Origin of the sequence: Vibrio lentus (genome assembly GCF_030409755.1) — a bacterium.
In the GTDB taxonomy this organism is placed as follows: Bacteria; Pseudomonadota; Gammaproteobacteria; order Enterobacterales; family Vibrionaceae; genus Vibrio; species Vibrio lentus.
On record NZ_JAUFQE010000002.1, the window covers coordinates 1,377,533 to 1,398,918 of the forward strand.

Below are 21,386 nucleotides of genomic sequence, written 5' to 3' on the forward strand. Positions count from 1 at the left end.
TGTGTTCAAAGAAAGTCACCTCTCAATATCAAATCGCGATGGAAGTTCATCAATCGCCTCGGACAAAATTTAGGTAGAACGAAAACATGTATAAGAAAATTCCATATCAGACTGGCAGACAGCTGCTAGACAGGTTCTCGAGCTCTGACGAAGCACAAGCACTGATTGATGAAGAGCTCAACATTGATGATTCCATTGAAGCTTTGTTGGAAAACGAACTCTATTTCGACTTGGTTCAGTTTCTTGCGCATGGGCTGCCTGTTCGAGAAGCCATTTGGTGGGGCGCGCATACACTCGATGCAAGAAATGATGTGTGGTCTACAATGCAAAAGCAGTGTATTTCAACAGCCAAGGCTTGGGTGAAATCGCCTTCAGAAGAACAGAGACGTAAGAGCGAACTCTTTTCTAACAAGCTTAAATTGAATTGCGGGCCATCTTGGTTGGCTCAAGCTGTATTCTGGAATGGAACTGGCAGTATCGTGGCACCAGATTTACCCAGCGTCCTGCCCGACCCGTTCCTATACTCTAAGGCAGTCGCAGGCGCGATCAACCATTCTGCGGCCTTACCCAATTGGGATAAAACCAACGAGTACTATAAGAAATCCATTGGTATTGCTCTCGAGCTTGCCAAAGGCAGCCAATCATAAAGTTACGGATGACAGGAGTGAACGATGACATTAGCCGCACGAATAACTGATATGCATGTTTGCCCAATGCAGACGCCTGCGGTTCCACCCATTCCCCACGTTGGCGGGCCAATCAGTGGACCAGGAGTTCCTACGGTTCTCATTGGCAATATGCCAGCCGCGACGCTTGGGGACATGTGCGTTTGTGTCGGGCCTCCAGATAGCATCATCAAAGGCAGTGCCACTGTGCTCATAATGAGTAAACCCGCTGCGCGTATGGGCGATACTACAAGCCACGGTGGCACGATTGTTCTTGGTATGCCAACCGTGATGATTGGTGGTTAAACACCTTACATTTCATAGGGTTTCAAATAATCGTGACATCCGTCCACTTTCTTAGATGAAGTTCAAAGTTTTAAGTAAATATCTATTTTGCATGAGACTTTTCAAGAAAAAGCTCTAGAATTAATAAATGTTAACAAGTGTTTACGAAACATAAGGAATATGTATCGAAATGAACACTTAATGCGAGCGGGATAACAAATAGATTTTTTACAGGATGTATATGACAGAAATCGCTAACTTACTTGTTCCAATCTCAGATGAAGAGCCATCAGGCTCTTACTTGAAGTTAGATCGAAGTGCCTACCGCAGCTTGAGAAACGTTTACAATAGCGCTCAATCTTCATTTCGACAGTTGGTTGAAACGCCTGATGCATCGTCTGACCCCGCCATTGTTGATGCCAATACAGAAAATTGGGCTGAATTGAGAAAAGTTTCAGAAGAAACACTTGCTAAGCAATCTAAAGACCTCGAAATATTAGGTTGGTACATCACTAGTCAACTTTTCACTTCACAGCCGTTTTATAACCTTGCTAACGCTGTCCCTACTCTGAATCTTTTCATCGACCAATTTTGGGACACACTCAATCCAATGCTGCCAGAAGCTAAACTCAAAGCTTCTGACGAGGCAGGGAAAGCAAAGGAAATCACTGAATTCAGAACTAAACCCCTACTTCAATTAGTTGGAGAGTCTGCTGACTCAAGCTCTGTGTACATCCCTTTTCAAATGCTCGATTTTTGCGGTGGTGTTACATTCGGCGATTACCTCACAGCTGAGCGTAAAGGCAACATTGCAGAGCTGAAAGAAACAGCATTAGGTTCATTTGATCAAAGCGTTTCAGAGACACTCTTTCAATTAGCGAGTATTTATAGTGAATTGGAAGTTGCTGAGAAAAACCTAGCTGAAAAATGCCAAGCTGTTGGCGCAACCGTTATCAGTTTCAACTTCATCAAGACCAACGTGCGTGATCTGATTAAAGCAATACATTTTCTTGTTGGAGAAAAATTCACGCCTTGGCCTTTGGATAACGACTTCCACGTTCTGCAAAACACAGCTGAGGAGCCTCAGCAAAGTGATTCGATACATTCGGCATCCCAACAATCGAATTCAGCCTCGAACGACTTAGGTTCTGCATCTGAAGCAAACCAAAGTCCAGGCCAAGCTAACCCCGTAAATCAGGGCAATGAAAGTGTTGCTAATGGTAGTCCGGCTCAGGCAGCAAACGATCAACCCGCTCAAACTCAAATGACCGTACAAAATGTATCGAGCATCAACGGCATTGTGAATCGTGACCATGCGTTTCAAGAGATTAGAAAAATAGCGGAATATTTTAAAGAAACAGAGCCTCATAGCCCTATCGCTTTCTTACTTGAGCGTTCTATTCGTTGGGGCTACATGAGTTTCCCTGAGTTACTCCAAGAAATGGTTGGCAATGACAATGTCATCGCCCAGATCAATCAAATGACCGGAATGGACAACCTAGACAAACTCGATTTGTCGGGAAAGTCGGTTCCTGTAACAACTTCCGCTCCGGTGAGAACTCCGGTAGCGACCTCGACTATTGAAGAGCCAGCGGCAGTATCGCCAGTTCCTGATAGTTCAAATAGTACGACAGATACAAACCAAATATCTGAACCGACTTCCAACTCATCATCGAGCAGCCTGCAAGATTTTGAGTGGTAAAGCACATTAATGCGTTGAGCAAGGAGAAAGTAATGGCTTCTATTTTTATGAGAATTGATGGTACGACACCAAAAGGTGCAGCAACGGTAGAAAAGATCGGGGGTAAAGATGGATTCTTTGCACTTGATAGTGTTTCTTGGAGTGCGGTACGTGGTGTTGGTATCGATGTAGGTAATGCAAACAATGCGGACCAAGGCATGGTTGCTCTTGGTGAAGTCAACATGACTCGTGGCTGTGATGGTGCAACACCGCATCTAACCACATTCTTATATGCGCCAGGCCCTGAAGGTCGCACTGTTGAAATCGTTATGACAAAACCAAACCGTGAAGGTTCTGGTGCTGATCCATACCTGATTCTAACGCTAAAAATGGCTCGTATGTCTAGCTACAACATGTCAGGTACCGACGGTTCACTTCCAAGCGAATCATTCAGCCTAACCTACACAGAAATTTCTAAAGCTTACTACATTGAAGCAGACGGCGGTAAGATCGAGAAAGGCCCTGAAGTTGGCTTCGATGCTACTACAGCTAAAGTTACTTCAACTGCTAAGTAATTAAACAAGGAGAGTTACCGTGGCACTAAATTCCCAACATAAACGCGTAAGTAAGAACCGCGTAAGTATTACCTATGACGTTGAGACTAATGGCGCTGTAGAAACCAAAGAGCTCCCTTTTGTTGTTGGGGTTATTGGTGACTACTCAGGCCACAAGCAAGATAAAGAAGAAGTAGAAGATCGTACCTTCTATAACGTTGATAAAGACAACTTCGACACAGTAATGAAGCGTGTAGGTCCAGAGCTATCATTGAAAGTCGATAACGTTCTTGCTGGTGATGACAGCCAATTTGCGGCGAGTCTTAAGTTCAATTCGATGAAAGATTTCGAACCTGAAGCGATAATCGAACAGGTTGAACCGCTTAAGAAGCTAGTCGAAACCCGTAATCAACTGAAGGTACTGCTTTCTAAAGCCGATCGTTCTCGCGACCTAGAAAAGCTGCTTAAAGAAGTTCTACAAAGTGCAGATACGATTAATGCTCTTTCTGATGAGCTTGGTATTAAAGAAGAAGGAGCTGAGTAATGAGTACTGAAACTGAAAATCAAGCGCAACCGGAGGCGGCGGAAGGCTCACTGAGCTTCCTAGACCGTGCGATTGAAGCAACCACTCAAACACCCGCTGACACAACGAAAGAACTGTTTTCTGTACTAACAGAGCAAGCTCTTTCTGGCACAGTGACATGGGATAAGAACGTTACAAAGACCATTGAAAACGCAATCTCTGAAATTGACAAAAAGCTGTCTCAACAGTTGTCTGAAGTCATGCAACAGAAAGATCTGCAAAAGCTTGAAGGTTCTTGGCGCGGTCTACAAAAACTGGTTAAAGAGAGCGAACTTGGCCGTGATCTGAAGATCAAAATGGTCGATTACACTCAAGAAGAGCTGCTTGATCAATTCGAAGATGCGCCTGCGATTGACCGCAGCCCACTATTCAATGCGGTTTACCAAGGTGAATTCGGTACTGCTGGTGGTGAACCTTACGGTACATTCATTGGTGACTACGAGTTTAGCGCTAAAGATGAAGATGTTGCCCTACTTCGCTACATGGGTGAAGTTGCTGCAGCGTGTCACGCGCCATTCATTGCCGCTGCAAATGCTGAGATGTTTGAGTTTAACGACTTCCAAACCTTCTCTGAAGGCAAACCGGTAGCCGCTGGTTTCGACTCTCCTGCTTACGCAGCATGGAACTCTTTCCGTGAGAGTGATGATGCACGTTACGTAACGCTAACGCTGCCTCGTACTCTGGCTCGTCTACCTTATGGTGACAAAGGTCTAAGTACGGATGTGTTCTCTTATGAAGAACTTGGCACTGATATGGATGGCAATCCTAAACCAACCAGCAATGACCAGTTGGTTTGGTCAAATGCAGCGTATGATCTGGGTCTGAAAATGACTCAAGCGTATACCGCTTCTGGCTGGTGTACTTCCATTCGTGGACTTGATAACGGTGGTAAGGTCGAGAATCTTCCAAACCTAACTTACAAGTCTGAAGCTGGCGATCTACTTCAGCAGTGTCCAACAGAAGTTAACCTAACAGATGAGCGTGAGAAAGAGCTTTCAGACCTTGGTTTCCTTCCTTTGGTTCACTACAAAAGCTCTAACTACGCAGTATTTATCGGTGGTCAAACAACTCAGAAGCCTAAAACCTTCACTGACCCAGATGCAACAGCAAACGCTGCAATTTCTGCGCGCCTACCTTACATCATGGCGAGTAGCCGTATCGCCCACTACTTGAAAGTAATGGGTCGAGACAAATTAGGCTCGAATCTTGAAGCTCCGGATATCAAACGAGAGCTACAACTATGGATCGACCAATACACCAACGCTGGTGCAATTGGTAATGAGCAACGTGCAAAAACCCCTCTTTGTGAATCTCGCATTGAAGTGGTCGAGCAACCTGGTAAGCCCGGTGCCTACTCAGCAGTCGCTCATTTAAGACCTTGGTTACAACTTGAAGAACTGACGACCTCAGTTCGAATGGTTGCGAAGATTCCAGGCTAATATGGATTTGGCCGGAGCAATCCGGCCAAAAATTTTGTATGAAGTTAAATACAGAATGGCAAAACAAATTCAACCAATTAGATGACACAGATAATACCTTTATGGAAGAGGCTTTATCTCTGTTATCTGAGCTAGACAAACACTCCTTAAGCTCTAAATCCTCACTAATTTCATTGATATCAACACTTATATCAACAATCGATACTAAGCTCAGTTTGCAGCTTGATGAAGTCTTACATGAACCAGAGTTTCAAAAGCTAGAGCGTAACTGGCTAAGCCTTCAACAACTTGTTTCCCTACCCGTCAGCTATCAAAGAGCTCATGTGAAGCTACTCGATATGAATTGGGCGGAGATCTCCAGTGACGTAAACCAAGCTTATTCAACCAAATCCAGCGACTTGTATAACAAGATAGGCAACAACGAATTGAATACCTTAGGTGGACACCCTTTTGGTTGCATCACATTCAGTCACCCTATCTCGATGGACATCGATTTTGACGCTGATTACGACGATCTGTTTACCGTAGAACTGTTAGGTAAATTAGGCGAAGCGACACTCTGCCCTATGTTGTTTTCGCCAGTCTCCACGTTCTTTGGTGAAAGTGGCGCAGATTGGCTATCAGACATAGAACGTATCAACAAGATCCTTTCCGGCCCCGACTTTAAAGCGTGGCAAGATTTACGCAGTAAACCAAGTTCTCGCTTTATCGGCATGGCGCTTCCTCAAGTGCGCCTTCGTGAGGCTTACCAAAACCGACGAGCAGGATTTATTTATAACGAGCAAGGCAAAGGCTGTTGGGGTTTAGCCAACATGGTGCTGGCAACCACGATCATGCGAGAGTTCCACCGTGTGAACTGGTTTGGTTTTTTGAAGTCTCGTTGGAACGATAAGCTTCAAGGCGCCGTCATCAACCTCCCTGCGAATCACTATTTCGATAGCCACCTGCAAAAGCCAGTAACGGACATTAGCTTGTTCGGGCAACTGTCGAATTTCTACGCGCAGAGCGGCTTTATCCCATTAGCGAAGAGTCCTTTAACCGATAAGTTTTACTTCAATGGTAACAATTCGATTTGGCAATGCGGACAAAGTGACAACGACAAAGTACTGACCCAAATTCAAACCACACTGATGTCTTGCCGAATCGCGCACTACCTAAAAGTTCAAGTAAGAGAGATGATAGGTAGCTTCAACAACGCCACAGAATGTGAGTTGTTTTTAACACACTGGATAGAGAAGTTCTCAAGTAACGTTTCATTTGCCAATGAGGAAACCTTATCCAAATACCCACTCAGCTTCGCCAAAGTGAGCGTGACGGAATCGAGTTCTCAAGCTGGCAGCTTCGCTTGTACTCTGCGCATTGTTCCTCAATACCAGTTTGATTACTTCAGTGGCGAAGTGGTCCTAACTACCGACCTAAATGAGGTGGCGTAATGAGCTTTTGGACAACCTTTATTAGCGATTCGAAGCCTTATAAGGATGCAGAGATTGAAGACATCAAGTTCCATCTCACCAAACTCCTAGAAGCTGAGGCATCACTGACAGACATTGACAACAGATTGGTCGAAGTAAACCGTTCCAACTTGAAGTTTGGTATCGAAGATATTCAGTTATTGAGTGCAACCTTAGAAAAGACTCAGCTTACCTTACGTATAGAAACATGGATTAAGAGCTTTGAACCACGATTGCACGACATCTCCGTTGAGTTAGGAGAACGTAAAGAAGGCGATAACTCACTGTCGTTCAACATCATTGCCAAGGTAAAGACTAGCTATGGTGAACAGGACCTTATCTTTGATTCCAAAATCGCATTAAACGACTTAACGACCTCTTTAGAAGAAGATAACTATGACTGAACCTATTATGCGTTACTTCGAGCAGGAACTGGCCTTTGTGCGCCGTTCATTAGGACAGTTTGGTCAAGAATATCCGACGCACGCTGAAAAGCTCAATATTCATCAAGGTAAGATCGAAGACCCGAGCATGGCTCGTCTATTGGATGGCGTAGCACTATTAAACGCGAAGGTAGAAAAGAAACTATCAGAGCAGTTACCTGAGGTTATTGAAGGCATTTTAAGTGTCCTCTATCCTTCTTATATTCAGACTGTGCCTAGTGTCGCTTATCTTGAATTAACTACCGAAGACGGCCCTGTTGAATCCAACATATTGCCAAAAGGATCTTTGTTTTCGAGTACAAACACAAAAAATGAGTGCTTATTTAGAACCGTTGATGAACTTAAAATTGCCCCGTTTAACCTAGACAACATCAAAGCTCTAAGCGCCCCATTTAGCTTCAACAGACCCAAATCGGCCAATCAAAGCTCTGCTGTTGTTCAAATATCACTGAGCACTGGGGACCCAGAAGTACATTTCAGCCATTTAGAACTGAATGACCTCGATTTCTTTGTCAAAGGGTTTGAAAACAACGCAGACTCACTAGTCGAACTTCTTCTCAATAACACCTTGTCGATTTCGATTTCAGACAGTGAATGCGCTCGACACGTAACCGTTGATAGCCACCAGCTTAAGAACCGAATTAGCGACCTCGAGTTTAAGTTTCTACCTGAACATGGAAATCAATTCACGGGTTACCAACTGATTAACGAGTTCTTCTTTTTCAAAGAGAAGCGACAATTCTTCAGGCTCAAGAATTTTGCCGAATACGCGAGACAATTTGACGAATCTGAAATCGTCATTAACTTATTCATGTCGTCATTGCCGTCTGAGTTTATCCGCTTATTCAATAAAGATGTCTTCAAGCTCAATGTGATGCCCGCGATTAACTTGTTCGAACAAACAGGCGAGCCGATCCCTTACGATCACAGAACCCTTTCTGTTCCAGTCAATGCCGACGCGCACAGTGACAACAATATCGAAATCATTGAAATTCAGAACGTTTACGAAATCACGCCCAATGGTGAGATACCTTTAGTCCCTCTTTTTAAAGAAAAATATTCACACAACCAACAGTACGACTACTGGCAAAGCAAACACAATCACTTCGGTGAAATGAGCATTGCGATTTCGTTACCTGAAACACCAAATACTGAATTCAGTAAGCTACTCGGTACTCGCTTACTGTGTACTAATGGCAAACAAGCTTGTGGTGTAAGTGGCACGTTAGAATGCCTAGAAAGCATCGACTTACCCGGTGAGTTTTCACCTATTTATCCACCTTCAGCCCCCATTCCCAAAGAAGTTGACCAAAACATCCATTGGGAATTTATTAGTTTACTGAACACCAATTTTTCATCATTGGTGCAATCGAGCAACCCAGTCGCCGACCTAAAGCACATGTTGAGTTTGTGTAGTCGTGAACAGGTATCAAGCGCTGAAATTCAGATGATTCATTCCATTACGTTCAACTCCCAAGTGTCCGCTATTCGCGTGTTGGGCAAGAACGTGTTCTCTCCCGGAACCGAGATTGAACTGACACTCGATGCGACCTCCCCTTATTTGGCGTTTGCCGATGTGTTGAATCGCTTCTTCCAGCAATTTTGTAGCTTTGACCGATATATTCAACTCAAGATCCGTATTTACGGACGAGATGGTATCGTCAAAAAGTACCCTAAAATTCACGGTAGTCAGTTGTGTCTATAACGCAGCGAATATCGGTAATACCGCCAGCGGTACATAGCCAAAGCGATGGTCATAGGGAGATGATATGAAGAACTTCATCGAAGATTTAGCAACTCAACCTGAGAAATACGACTTCTCACAGGCGATGAGGTTGTTGGAGCAACTTCAGTCCCAAAGTACCGCGCCGTTACAGATTCAATTGAAATCTGAGGCAATGCCGACGGGCAATCCTCAGGAGATTCAATATTTCTCGTTAAAGGGAAATAAGGCCAAGCTCAGACTAGCGAAGCAAGCGCTCTCTGGCGTTAAAGGCGTGATACCGAATTATATTTACGAAGAGCTATTAGCGGCGATACACAACGAAGATCATTCTCTGCAAGATTTTCTGGACGTGTTCAATCAAAGACACTTCGAAATTACCTATCGAACCAATGCACGACGTTGGTTGCTCGTTGAAAGCGAACAAAACCCGAAGAAAACTGCGTTATTGAATCATTTAGCAGCGCTAGGGAAAGAACACAAAGAGTACCTTCAATACTCTTTGCTACTGAGCCAACAAAGCCGCAGCCTTACAACTTTGAAAAAGATCCTAAATGACTTTTTCCCTTATTCGATAGAAGTTGAGTGTAAAGCCTTTGAACGACGTCTTTTACCTGCAGATTCATTGACTCGAATCGGTACTGACCGTGATTTCAACAGTCGCTTAGGACAAGGTTTTTTAGTTGGAAGAACCTGCCTAGCCCACTTTAATAATTTGAATATTTTCGTTACTCCGGAAAACCGACAGGAGTTTCTAGAAATTCAACAAGATGATCAATTTGCCAAAGCCGTGTTGTCTTTGACTCAGCATTACCTAAAAGACAGTACGCCCATTGCCATTTACCTGAACGTTAAGCGTTCATATTTAACCAGACCCCGTTTATCAAGCAACGTTTCTATTGCCGCTCGTTTAGGTGAGATTGACTACCTAGCACCTGAACGTAACCCCAATGAAACCGTAAAGATTTTGCTTTTGTAGTTCGTAATACGGAATGTATAGATTATAGAGATACAAGGAATTGACTATGACACAAGTAACTCTCACTAACTTAGTAGGAAAGCTATCTCCCGAGCTAAAGCAAGCGCTGGAAGCGTCGGCGGGCGCGGCGATGAACCAAGGTGTTGGAGCGATAGAAACAGAACACTGGATTCTTCAACTCATCTCGCAGAAAGACGCAAAACTCATGGCGCTGTGCGAATCTCAAAAGCTTTCATTAGACGCACTAGTTAATGAACTGACCAAGAAAATCTCTATGTTGCCTAAAGGTAATGAAGGTCAGCCAACATTAAGCCACAGCTTAACTGAGTTGATCAAAGATGCTTGGATGATTGCATCTGTAAACTACGGCCACGGCGAGATTGTCAGCTTGCACCTTATTCAAGCGCTGATGCAACAAAACGTGCTCGGTGTGAGTACCCTGCAGCTTGAAACATTAAACAGTGTGTCATTAGAATCTCTGCAAGGTCTGATCAAGAAAACCCCTATTGCACGCAACTCTGCCACGCCTTCAGCTAATGGAACTGTCGACACGACACCCGCAGGCAACGACGCATTAAGCAAATACACCGTCAACCTGACTCAACAAGCGATTGATGGGAATATCGACCCAATTTCTGGCCGTAATGCCGAAGTAAGAAAAGCGATTGATATCTTATGCCGTAAACGCCAAAACAACCCGATTATGGTAGGTGAACCTGGCGTGGGTAAAACCGCAGTTGTCGAAGGCTTAGCGCTAAGAATCGCGGCGGATGAAGTCCCGAGTGCGTTACAAGGTGTACAAATTCACTCACTAGATCTTGGGTTACTGCAAGCTGGAGCTAGCGTTAAAGGCGAGTTTGAAAACCGCCTCAAAGACGTCATCAATGAAGTGAAAAGCTCTGAAGTTCCCATCATTGTTTTCATCGATGAAGCTCATACTCTCATTGGTGCAGGCGGTGCTGCCGGACAAAACGATGCGGCCAACCTTCTCAAACCAGCGCTAGCACGTGGTGAATTCAAAACCATTGCAGCGACAACTTGGGCGGAATATAAAAAGTACTTCGAAAAAGACCCGGCTCTAACACGTCGATTCCAAGTCGTAACCATTGAAGAACCTAACGCTGAAGATGCAATGCAAATGCTGCGTGGCGTAGCCGCTTCATTGCAAGCTCACCATGGTGCGTTTATCGCAGAATCAGCAATAGAAGCAGCGGTTAACCTATCCATCCGTTACCTACCAAGTCGTCAACTACCAGACAAAGCAATCAGCCTGCTCGATACCGCCAGTGCACGAATCGCACTGACACAAGGTGCGAAGCCTGAGGTATTGGAAACGCTAGAGCAAACCATTCGCTATCAAGAAAACGAGAAGTCGGCGCTTGAGAAAGAGGATGCCCTATTCTCGAACAGTGCTGAGTTAATCAAAGAGCTCACTCTATCTATTGAAGAAAACCAAAAGGCATTAGCTGCTTATTACACGCGTTGGGAAAAAGAGATTGAGTTAGTCGACCAAGTCAAATCTGTTCAACAAGAGATAACCGAAGAACAAGAGCAAAATGCGGTTGATTCCAACAAACAGAAGCAACTCGATACTCTAAGAACTGAATTAGCGGGTCTTCAAGGGGAAGAACCTCTTGTTTATGCCATGGTCGACGACAACACCATTGCTCAAGTCATTGCCAATTGGACAGGTATCCCTGTGGGCAACATGATGAGTGATGAAATCGCTAAGCTGCTTACCTTGGAAGACGAACTTAATACTCGAGTAATTGGCCAAGATGTTGCGAAGAATGAGCTAGCAAAAGCGATTCGCATCTCCCGTGCTGGTTTAACCGATAATCGTAAACCTATTGGTGTGTTCTTGATGTGTGGCCCGAGTGGTGTGGGTAAAACCGAAACCGCCATGGCGCTTGCGGAGCAACTGTACGGAGGTAGTAACGACCTTACCGTGATTAACATGACCGAGTTCAAAGAAGAACATAAGATCTCTATGTTACTCGGCTCGCCTGCCGGTTATGTCGGCTTTGGTGAAGGAGGTGTGTTGACGGAAGCTATTCGACGCAATCCTTACTCAGTGCTTCTATTGGATGAGATGGAGAAAGCACACCCTGGCGTGCATGACTTGTTCTATCAAATCTTCGATAAAGGCCATATCAAAGACAGTGAAGGTCGCACCGTCGATTTCAAAAACACCATCATCATTATGACGTCGAACGCAGCCGACCAAGCTATCTGTGATGTATGCGCTAAAACCACAGACCGTATCGACAACGATGAGTTACTTGAAGCAATTCGTCCAGATCTGCAGCAATACTTTAAGCCAGCTTTCTTAGGCCGAACCACTATTGTTCCTTACTACCCACTTAATGACGAAGAGCTCGCGAAGATCACAGAGATCTCGCTCAATCGCATCAAGAAGAAACTTGCGGAGCAATATCAGGCTTCGTTCACTTGGGATGCGGATTTCATTCAGTTCGTGGTTGACCGTAATACCGACCCAACGACAGGTGGCCGTGCTGTTGAACAAATCATTAATCGTTCATTGATGCCGAGATTGGCTGAAGAATGTATTGGTCGACTCAGCCGTAGCGAACCAATTACTCAAGTGACTGTTAGCGCGACCAACAATAGTGCCGACTTCGATTTATCTATTAAGTAGGTCTTAACTAATGAACAGCAAAGCCAGCCAAACCTTGACCAAACCTTCATTACTTAACCTGTCTCTTCGGGTTAAGTTGATGTTGGCGATCATGGCGGTTTTGCTGTTTTCCATCACTTTAAATGCTACGTTAAACTATTTCAATTTCGAGAAAAGACTCACTGAAACCTCAGATTCTATCTATGAGATTGTGTTGGAAGAAACACATAACGATATCAACCAAGCCATCAGTTTGGGCTTACCTCTCTCGGCGATATCCAACATCCAAAGTATGCTGGACCGTCGTTTAAAAATCGTTGACGGTATTACCGCCTTGGTGGTCGTCTCTAGTTCTGGCGAACGACTATTTAGTACTGGAGAGGGAAATCAAGAAGATGACCGTCAGCTATCGCTCGACATCACTAACTCCTTTGGTTTAGTCGAAGGCCAAGTAAAGCTCTACTATTCCACAACGCTATTAGAGCAACAGAAAACCTTCTTGCTCAAGCTCCAGTTCCTCTATTCGGCAATTTGGATACTACTCTCTTGTCTAATTGCCTTTATCGCCTTGAAGTACCTATTGGAAGGTATTGTAGGCCGAGTAAAAGGCGCAACTGCAATATTTGAATCAGCTACCGATTCGGATGAATTGCTACCAACGATTACCCAAGCTCACAAGGCGCTGCAATCATCGAACTCATTGTCTAAGTTTGAGAAGTTAAAAAATAAGCACTTTCCTGTTTTCATTATCTCACTTGCTATCCTTCTAACGATCATTGCTAACCTTGGGGTTTCGTATCAATCGCTAGACAAGTTTTCACAGATTTACGAGGTTAAGCTCGAACAAAAGTCCAACCTGATTGGCGACTCGTTAAATCAGATGATTAAAGGGTTACTCGACAAAGGCGTTCCTGACGACAAACTGCACGGCTTAGAAGATGAATTTGCTTTCTTCGTTGATCACCATAGCGAAATTCTCTCGATTAACTTTGAAGGACAGTCAGGCTCTTCCTATCGCTACCCAGAAGAACAAGTTGTGCACCCTTCTATTCGAGAATCGACGTTCTCACTCAACAACAGTCATACGATTCAATTGAACGTCACCACCGATAATAATTTGATCATCAACCTACTCAAAGAAAGCGTCATGGACATGATTACTGTCTTGGTCGCCTCTTGCCTTGTGGTGGCCGAAATCATTCTGTTCATGTGCAATTTCATGATCATTTCGCCTTGGAACCAAGTAAAGAAAGTGTTCATGTTGGTGAATCGCGACATTGTGAATCATTTGGCGAAGATCTCTACCCGCGATGAAATTGGCAAACTGCTTAACCTCACCAACCAAGCCATTACTAAGCTCAACCCAAATCAGCCATCTCAAGATATCGACAAACAAGACTTTCGATTCATTCGCTTACCCCTATTCTTATTGGTGTTCTCAGAAGCGTCTTCGTTGGCCTTTTTCCCTAGATTCGTCTCTTCATTAGAAAACACAACCGGTTGGATACCTGAAAACCTAGTCACTAGCTTACCCATCTCCCTATTCATGCTTTGCTGGGCCATCTCGCTGCCGTTTGCTGGTTATTGGTCAGACAAAGTAGGTAGAAGACATTCGTTAATGACTGGGGGACTAATCACTTGTATTGGCTTAGTCGCGACGGCTTTCATTCACTCTTTAGAATTTTTGCTGATAGCGCGTGCTTTCACGGCTGTCGGCTACGGTATCGTTTTCATTTCGGCGCAAGGCTATGTTTCAGATACCACCAATGACTCTAATCGCACCAAAGGCATGGCGACTTTCTTGTCATCATTCTTCTCTGGCTCTTTATGTGGTGCCGCTATCGGAGGAATCTTAGCGGAGAAACTTGGGTACTCAGAAACGTTTATGCTTGCAGGATTATTGGCAACACTCAGTGTGTTACTTGTGTATGTGTTTTTTGAAAAATCAAACACCGGAAACTCAAGCAAGCCCGTCAAACTAAAAGATTTCAAGCTGCTGTTAAGTAACAAGTACTTTGCCTTGATCACGATATTCAGTGCCATACCTGCGAAGATCGTACTCACCGGTTTCCTTTACTACATCTGCCCTGTTTATCTGCAATTTCTTGGTGAAAGTAGCTCTGTTTCTGGGCGTGTGATTATGGCTTATGGCCTCGCGATCATTCTAATTTCACCATTGAGTGCCATTTTGGTCGATAAGCTTAAAAACAAAATGGCCTTTATTTTTATTGGCTCCTCAAAACCACCGCCTAGGGCGGTGGTGATTGTTCCTTGAGGCTATAGCCTGAAGAAGTGCCCATGTTAGAAGTAACCTCTTATTCACCACAAGTAAGAGGAAACAACCACATGGGCGATTACAGAAGTTCATCACATGTCTATTGGCGTTGCAAATACCATATAGTTTGGACTCCAAAGTACAGATATAAGATTTTGAAAGATAAGGTAGGAAAGGAGCTTTATCGTTCAATCTATATTTTGTGCAATATGAAAGACTGCGAAGTTTTAGAATTAAATGTTCAACCAGATCATGTTCATCTTGTTGTCATTATTCCTCCCAAGTTATCAGTATCGAGTTTGTTAGGAGTTTTAAAAGGCCGAACAGCAATTCGACTTTTCAATAGATTCCCACATATACGTAAGAAATTATGGGGAAATCACTTTTGGGCTAGAGGGTATTTTGTAGATACGGTCGGTGTGAATGAAGAAGTCATTCGGCGATATGTACGACACCAAGATAAGCAGGACATAGAGTATGAACAACAATTACAGTTATTGAAGAACTGATAGCGCGGACGCCCCCTTTTAGGGGGTTATAAAGCAAAACCGCCTTCTAAGAAGGCGGATATTTTTTGGCGGATTACTTTCGTCCCTTGCCTTGCTCAACTTCTATTTTTTCCAAGGCACATTAGGGTTGCTACTTATTGTGATTATTATTGGTATCGCACACGGCATCTGCGTTTCTCCTCAAATCCCTTTAGTCATCGACCTACTTTCTGGGCAAGGGATCGAGAAAGGCAAAATCATCGGTATCTTCAGGCTTACAGAGCGTATTGGTAATATCGCAGGGCCAATGCTAGCTGGGGTATGTTTGAGTATCTTCGGTTACGACCAAACCATTCTTATATTTGGCGCGTCACTACTCGCAAGTTCCTTTAGCTTAATTGTCTTTTTCTCAATATTTCTGAAGTCTGATAAGCAGAAGCTAGGGGTTCAATCATGAGATTTATAGTGTTAGTCCTTAGCTTTATTTTAATGACCCCACTCTCGTTCGCTAAAAGCGATGAAAAACATGTCATTCTTTTATTATGGCGAGGGGTAACCGATGCCGAGCAAGGCTTCATGGATTATTTATCGCAGCATGTTGATGTGCGGTTTACCATTCTCGATGCAAATAGGGATAAAGCACAGCTCAAACAACACATTCAAGATCTAGAATATAAAGATGCCGATCTCATTTATTCCTTTGGTACGACTATCACCTTGAATTTACTAGGGACTTATACAGAACCCAGCGAATTTAGAATGAATAACTCGACGCCTGTTGTGTTCAGTATTGTCACCGACCCAGTGGGTTCTAAATTGATTGCTGATTTATCTTCAGACGATAGAAATTTTACCGGTGTATCGCACATCGTACCCCATGAAATACAATTTAAAGCGATAGAAAAACTGAATAGCATTTCAAGCCTTGGGGTTATATATAACGCTGACGAAAATAATTCGATTATCACTGCAAATAAAATGATGGAGTTATCGGAAATTTATAACAAGCGTGTTATGTTGTACCCACTAAACATTGATAAAAGTAAGTCAAACAGCGACTTAATTAACCTCACGATAAACAATATGAAACGTGATGGTGTCGATATGGCTTATTTACCACCTGATTCATACATCATCACCCAAGGAGGGGAAGTCGTATCAGGGCTACATTCGAACGGTATCCCCACATTCTCGGCAACTGAAAGCCCGATAAGAAACCATAAGGCCTTATTTGGTATTGTTAGCCGCTACTACAATGTTGGTCAATTTGCTGGATACAAAGCGAAGAACATATTGAAAGGAACTCAAAAAGCTTCAGACATTCCTATAGAGTCACTTAGCCAATATTCCTATATTGTTAATATCGAAGCCGCTCATAAGCTCGACTATTACCCGCCAGTGTCAATATTGAAAATCTCTGAAGTGATAGGACACTCTAATGATGTTAACTAGAGCCTCAACCATCAGATTATCGTTACTCACCCTACTCATCTCAACGTTTTGGTCGATGAGTGCTTCTGCTCAGGTAAAAACTGGGCCATCTCGCCTAATGCTTACCACACAAGATTGGCCGCCGTACCAAACCTATGAAAACGCCTCAATGCAAGGAATCGCATTAGACAAGGTTAAATGCGCCTTAGGCATGATGGGACAACCTTATCAGCTTACGATGACCACTTGGTCTGACGCGCAGCTGCGTGTTCATAGTGGCAGCCAACACGGTTTCTTCGTTGCAACCAAAACCTCAGAACGTGACGAATACGCTACGCTCTCGGCACCTATCGCGAAACAAACTTTAAATTGGTATTTTGGTCCAGGAGTGGAGCCGAAGGTTGATGAATTGTCAAAATTAAACCTTAACTTTTCTGCCAAATTTGGCTCAAACAAATGGTTTTGGCTAAAACGTAATGGATTTAACGTCGTTAAGCAGCCACGAGATGCTAAAGTATTACTAAGACTTTTAAAACAAAGGGAAATTGATGTTGTTTTAGAGGATGAGTTGGTCTTTAAAAGAGAACTGGATAAAGCCTCTTTACCACTCGATTACTTCAATTCGACGAACTTAGATACCAAGGATATGGGGGTCTACTTCTCGAATCGATTCCTTAAAACCTATTCAGGTTTCTTAGACAGTTTTAACTCAGCCATATCCAAGTGCAAGGAGTAGCCATTGTCCATCAGTGTCCACATGATTTCTGTACCTGCTGAAGAGGTTGTATCCTCTAGAGTGACGTATCTGCCCGAAAGTGGCGGAAGCTTAGGTCGTTCTCCATCATGTGATATTGCGCTACCCGATCAAACGAAATGGATCTCAAGAACTCACTGCCAGCTTTACCCAACAGACCGCGGTTACGTGATTAAAGACATCAGTAACAATGGAGTGTCGTTAAACGACAAGTCGTTGGCAAAAGAGAAAGAGTACGTCATTACCGATGGTGACATCATCAAACTGGGTGGCTACACACTACTGGTGAGCCTATTGAGTGACCCGAAAATGAGCGCGACCAATAACACCACACAGGATGAAACTTTTATAGAACCTTTCAACTTAAAACTCGATGACAGCGACACAGACTTTTTAGATGACGCACCACAAGTCGCGACAGTTAAGAAAGCCTCAAACTTCTCTTCAAAGAATGTATTGAGTGACGACCCCTTCTCGTCTGATCCTTTTGAAGACTTAGATGACGACAAAGTCATTCCCAACATTGAAGTGGACGAAATCGCTCATGGCGATAGCAACTCTCTCTCTTCTACTGAATTAGAATACTTACCCGTAAATGTTGAGAACAATACTCGTATTGAAGAGTCGATCGACAAACTCATTACGTTAACTGAGAAGAATCAGCAGTACTTACAGAATCCACAGATGCAACAAAAAGCACTATTCGACGCGTTGGAACAGACGGTCGATCAGTTCTTAAATGAGTTTGCACCAAAGCAACTTGAGAACCAGTTTAGCGAGTACGTAAGTAACGGCATTTTTACCAACAAAGATAAGAAGTATTGGAAGATCTACAGAAAACACTTCCAACACCGCCAAGACAACGGAGATTTCAGACGCCAGTTCAAAGCGCTGTTTATGGAGAACATGCAGAAGCAAAGTGAGGAAAGAGAATGAAACGTCTCATACTCTTATCCCTTTGTTTACTGATCGCAGCATGTTCTTCATCAGATCCGGCTCCTGTGGTCACTCAATACTCGTTGACCGTTAAAGCGGATGCGACAGTCAACCAATACAACGACGACCAAGCTAATCCAGTAGTGGTTAGGCTTTACCAATTAACGGACCAACAACTGTTCAAGCAACTTCCGTTTATTGATTTATACAACAATGACTTGCAGTTATTGGCGGCCAACCTAGTTTCAAAACAGGTATTACCCATTGTACTGCCGAGTTCACAACAAAAACTGACGTTAGATATCAATAAGAACACTCAGTACATTGCAGCACTGGTCGAATTCGCTGATTACCAGAACGGCACAACTAAGACTGTTTTGATGATGCCTTCTGATCCAGAGCAAACCTTAGAGTTAACGATTACAGGGAAGAAAGCAGAGTTAGCCGTGATACAGCCTGACTCCAGCTGGTGGCAAATCTTTTAATAAAAAAGCCAATATATAAAAATAATAGAAAAGGATTTTACGTGGACGCTTTCAAAAAAGTAGTTTGGCAAGAAGGGATGTTTATTGCGCCTCAGCACTTTCAGCAGCAAGACCGCTACGTGCAAAACTACATTCGTCAGAACATCGAAACACTGGCTGGTTTTGCCCCTTTCTTCGGCATCACCGAGTTAGTACTTAACCACGATCTATTGAAGATCGGTAAGTTGTCTATCCCAAGCTGTTCTGGTGTATTCCCTGATGGAACCCAGTTCAATCTCAAGCAAGAGATCGTCGTCGACATACCTCAAGGCACCATTGAAACCATCGTTTATCTTGCTCTGCCAATCTCCTTACAAGGCAACAATGATTACAGCGAAGATGGCCAAGAACAAAGCCGTTACATCACTCGCTCAATCAATGTCTTCGACACCTCTACCTCTGAAAATGCCAGTGTTGAAGTTGATGTCGCTCAGCTTAATATCGGCCTCAAATTCGCTGGAGAAGACACGTCTGGTTTTACCCTAATTCCCGTCGCTAAGATTTTAGAAATTAGTGACTCTGATGAAGTGATGCTCGATAGAGCCTTTATTCCTGCCTGCTTACATTACGGTGCTTCAACTCTCCTTAGTGAACGAGTCAAAGAAATTCATGCGCTGGTCAGTAACCGAGCTCAAAACCTTCTTAAACGCATCGAGGCTGGCCAAGGGCAAAAAAGTCCTCAGTCTATGATGCAAGACTTCTTGTGGCTTCAAACGCTCAACACTTGGCTGCCGTGGTTTGAATTAACCATCAGTAACACCAAATACCCAACGCACGAACTGTATTCGAAGTTGAAACAGTTTGAAGCCCAAGTTATGGCGTTGACACCGGCGATTCCAGATGAGTGCCAGCCTTTAAAATATGACAAGCTCTACGACAATTTTAACCCGCTATTTTCGAGCCTGAGAAACTTACTCACGCTGGTTCAGCAAGATTCGGTTATTGAGTTCAAGTGGGATATTTCACTGTTTGAAAAACGTCGCCTACTTCGCACGCTAATCAAAGATCCAAGCAGCGTTTATAACCGCCGTTTCGTTCTGAGTGTTAAATCCGACATCAGCAGTACAGAGCTAAATGAGCTGTTCCCTATTTCCGCTAAGCTCAGCAGTAACAATAAGATTGTGGAACTCGTTCGTAGCTCGCTGTCTGGTATCTCGTTAACGCCACTGCCTATTGCACCAAGTGAGCTGAAACCGATGCAAGGTGTCGCTTATTTTGAGGTCGATACAAAAGACAGAAACTGGCTTGATATGCTCGATACGCGTGATGCGATTGCGCTGCACGTCGATGCTCGCATACCCGCTCTCGAAGTCGTTCTATACGCGTTGAGATAATGGCCATGGATTATTTAGACGAAGAAACACTGGTCATAGATAAAGCATCAAAAGGCTCTGCGAATACAGAGTCTGACCAAGCTTTATCTAAATTAGTTGCGGTGCACTCCACCAGCACCCAAGAAGAGTTTCTGCGTCACTTTGATAAGGCAGAGAATCAACTGATCAACATCAGTAGTGATTTGCTGACCAAAACACTCAAGATCTCAACGCTGTCTGAACCGGAAGATTTAACCGTTTTCCGAGAGCAGTTTATTCACGGCATTAACGATATAAAAGCTCAAGCCACTGAGCTTACCTACCCTATTGCCGTTATCGATAAACTTTGCTTTTTGTATGCCGTAGTCATCGATGAGTTCATCATCTACACCGAATGGGGAGAAAAACGCGGCTGGGAAAACAAAACACTGCTTAGCGAACTGTTTGGCATGCGTAATGGTGGTGAACTGTTCTTTTCTGTTGCTGAAAAAGCCGCAAGACAGCCACACAAACTGATCGATCTTCTGGAGATTATCTACCTGTTCATCAATATTGGATTCAAAGGCCAATATCGTGAAGGCGGCGCGGAACAGTTAAAAGCATTCGTCCACCAACTAGAACAAACCATCAGCCAATATCGTACCGCCAGTGGCGTTCACTGCCGCACGAAGGTAAAGCTACCTGACGTAAGAAAACCGACAAGACGTAAGCGTTACTTCATTACCAGCTTGTTTTTCTTTTGTTTGATAGCAACCAGTATTGGTTTAACAGAGTTCTGGTACAACAAAACCCACGCACAGCGATCGCGTGATTTCACCTTTTTGCCGAACTTTAGCCAACGCTACGTTCTATCTGGAGAAATCAAAGACATTGTTTTCATCAGCCAAGATAACGATTTGGAAAACCCTCCTCGTCACGCGAGTAAAGCTGACGCGGTAGAAGCCGCAAAAACGACTAACTTTACGCCAAGCTCAGCCAGTTGGTTGGTTCAACTCGCGACGTTCTCAAATAAGAAAAATGCTCAAGCTTTCATCAAAAATCTCTCTCCATCAGCTTATGAGCCAATCATCTCACCTTACAAGAAATACTATCGAGTGATATTAAGAGCTAACACCTCAGAAGAAGCGAGAACAACCAAAGCTTGGTACGTAGAAAACGACCAAATAAATGCCATTATTGTTCGCACTTCTGCGCATGACTTAAACAAGGAAGAGTCTAACTGAT

At 43.7% G+C, this 21,386-nt stretch carries 19 protein-coding genes and 1 pseudogene; all 20 read left to right on the plus strand.

All coding sequences use genetic code 11. The annotated features are described in order from the left end of the window. Positions 1-86: 86 nt before the first annotated feature. On the plus strand, positions 87-647 hold the full coding sequence (locus QWZ07_RS14715) for a DUF6931 family protein (RefSeq protein ID WP_017110733.1): 561 nt from the start codon (positions 87-89) through the stop codon (positions 645-647). A gap of 24 nt (positions 648-671) precedes the next feature. Next, positions 672-971 carry a PAAR domain-containing protein gene (locus tag QWZ07_RS14720; protein ID WP_192853845.1) on the plus strand — a complete coding sequence of 100 codons (300 nt, stop codon included), beginning with the start codon at positions 672-674 and terminating at the stop codon, positions 969-971. 220 nt (positions 972-1,191) lie between these two features. Then, positions 1,192-2,652: a type VI secretion system protein TssA gene (locus tag QWZ07_RS14725; RefSeq protein WP_192853847.1), complete on the plus strand. Its 1,461-nt coding sequence runs from the start codon at positions 1,192-1,194 to the stop codon at positions 2,650-2,652. A 32-nt stretch (positions 2,653-2,684) separates the two neighbouring features. Then, a complete protein-coding gene (locus QWZ07_RS14730; protein ID WP_017110736.1) occupies positions 2,685-3,206 on the plus strand; it encodes an Hcp family type VI secretion system effector in 522 nt (173 codons plus the stop codon). A 19-nt stretch (positions 3,207-3,225) separates the two neighbouring features. Next, on the plus strand, positions 3,226-3,729 hold the full coding sequence (gene tssB / locus QWZ07_RS14735; protein WP_017110737.1) for a type VI secretion system contractile sheath small subunit: 504 nt from the start codon (positions 3,226-3,228) through the stop codon (positions 3,727-3,729). Beyond that, positions 3,729-5,207: a type VI secretion system contractile sheath large subunit gene (gene tssC / locus QWZ07_RS14740; RefSeq protein WP_102277928.1), complete on the plus strand. Its 1,479-nt coding sequence runs from the start codon at positions 3,729-3,731 to the stop codon at positions 5,205-5,207. Before tssB ends, tssC begins: the two co-directional genes overlap by 1 nt. Before the next feature lie 38 nt (positions 5,208-5,245). Beyond that, on the plus strand, positions 5,246-6,640 hold the full coding sequence (locus QWZ07_RS14745) for a type VI secretion system contractile sheath domain-containing protein (RefSeq protein ID WP_192853849.1): 1,395 nt from the start codon (positions 5,246-5,248) through the stop codon (positions 6,638-6,640). Further along, positions 6,640-7,062, plus strand: coding sequence for a GPW/gp25 family protein (locus QWZ07_RS14750; RefSeq protein ID WP_102513337.1), 423 nt, complete (start codon positions 6,640-6,642; stop codon positions 7,060-7,062). The genes QWZ07_RS14745 and QWZ07_RS14750 overlap by 1 nt, the downstream gene beginning before the upstream one ends. Then, positions 7,055-8,806 carry a type VI secretion system baseplate subunit TssF gene (tssF, locus tag QWZ07_RS14755; RefSeq protein ID WP_192853853.1) on the plus strand — a complete coding sequence of 584 codons (1,752 nt, stop codon included), beginning with the start codon at positions 7,055-7,057 and terminating at the stop codon, positions 8,804-8,806. Before QWZ07_RS14750 ends, tssF begins: the two co-directional genes overlap by 8 nt. Before the next feature lie 64 nt (positions 8,807-8,870). Then, positions 8,871-9,803, plus strand: coding sequence for a type VI secretion system baseplate subunit TssG (locus QWZ07_RS14760; protein ID WP_076669415.1), 933 nt, complete (start codon positions 8,871-8,873; stop codon positions 9,801-9,803). A gap of 46 nt (positions 9,804-9,849) precedes the next feature. Next, on the plus strand, positions 9,850-12,462 hold the full coding sequence (gene tssH / locus QWZ07_RS14765) for a type VI secretion system ATPase TssH (RefSeq protein WP_192853855.1): 2,613 nt from the start codon (positions 9,850-9,852) through the stop codon (positions 12,460-12,462). Positions 12,463-12,472: 10 nt separating this feature from the next. Continuing rightward, positions 12,473-14,716 (plus strand): MFS transporter, encoded by a 2,244-nt coding sequence (locus tag QWZ07_RS14770; protein WP_290255624.1) that lies wholly within the window; start codon positions 12,473-12,475, stop codon positions 14,714-14,716. A gap of 71 nt (positions 14,717-14,787) precedes the next feature. After that, positions 14,788-15,225, plus strand: coding sequence for an IS200/IS605 family transposase (tnpA, locus tag QWZ07_RS14775; RefSeq protein ID WP_192854767.1), 438 nt, complete (start codon positions 14,788-14,790; stop codon positions 15,223-15,225). Between the two features lie 58 nt (positions 15,226-15,283). Beyond that, positions 15,284-15,661, plus strand: a pseudogene (locus tag QWZ07_RS14780) (MFS transporter); the annotation flags it as partial. Continuing rightward, on the plus strand, positions 15,658-16,656 hold the full coding sequence (locus QWZ07_RS14785) for an ABC transporter substrate-binding protein (RefSeq protein WP_192853858.1): 999 nt from the start codon (positions 15,658-15,660) through the stop codon (positions 16,654-16,656). The pseudogene QWZ07_RS14780 and the gene QWZ07_RS14785, both read left to right, overlap by 4 nt. After that, entirely contained in the window at positions 16,643-17,371 is a 729-nt protein-coding gene (locus QWZ07_RS14790) for a type 2 periplasmic-binding domain-containing protein (RefSeq protein ID WP_065104007.1), read from the plus strand. Before QWZ07_RS14785 ends, QWZ07_RS14790 begins: the two co-directional genes overlap by 14 nt. Before the next feature lie 3 nt (positions 17,372-17,374). Then, positions 17,375-18,325 (plus strand): FHA domain-containing protein, encoded by a 951-nt coding sequence (locus QWZ07_RS14795; protein WP_192853859.1) that lies wholly within the window; start codon positions 17,375-17,377, stop codon positions 18,323-18,325. Next, the gene (gene tssJ, locus QWZ07_RS14800) at positions 18,322-18,810 is read left to right on the plus strand and encodes a type VI secretion system lipoprotein TssJ (RefSeq protein ID WP_065104009.1); all 489 of its coding nucleotides are present in this window, start codon (positions 18,322-18,324) and stop codon (positions 18,808-18,810) included. The genes QWZ07_RS14795 and tssJ overlap by 4 nt, the downstream gene beginning before the upstream one ends. Positions 18,811-18,851: 41 nt before the next feature. Then, positions 18,852-20,183, plus strand: coding sequence for a type VI secretion system baseplate subunit TssK (gene tssK / locus QWZ07_RS14805; protein WP_029223513.1), 1,332 nt, complete (start codon positions 18,852-18,854; stop codon positions 20,181-20,183). Beyond that, positions 20,183-21,385, plus strand: a complete 1,203-nt coding sequence (gene icmH / locus QWZ07_RS14810) for a type IVB secretion system protein IcmH/DotU (protein WP_192853860.1) — start codon at positions 20,183-20,185, stop codon at positions 21,383-21,385. Before tssK ends, icmH begins: the two co-directional genes overlap by 1 nt. The last annotated feature ends 1 nt before the right edge of the window (position 21,386 follow it).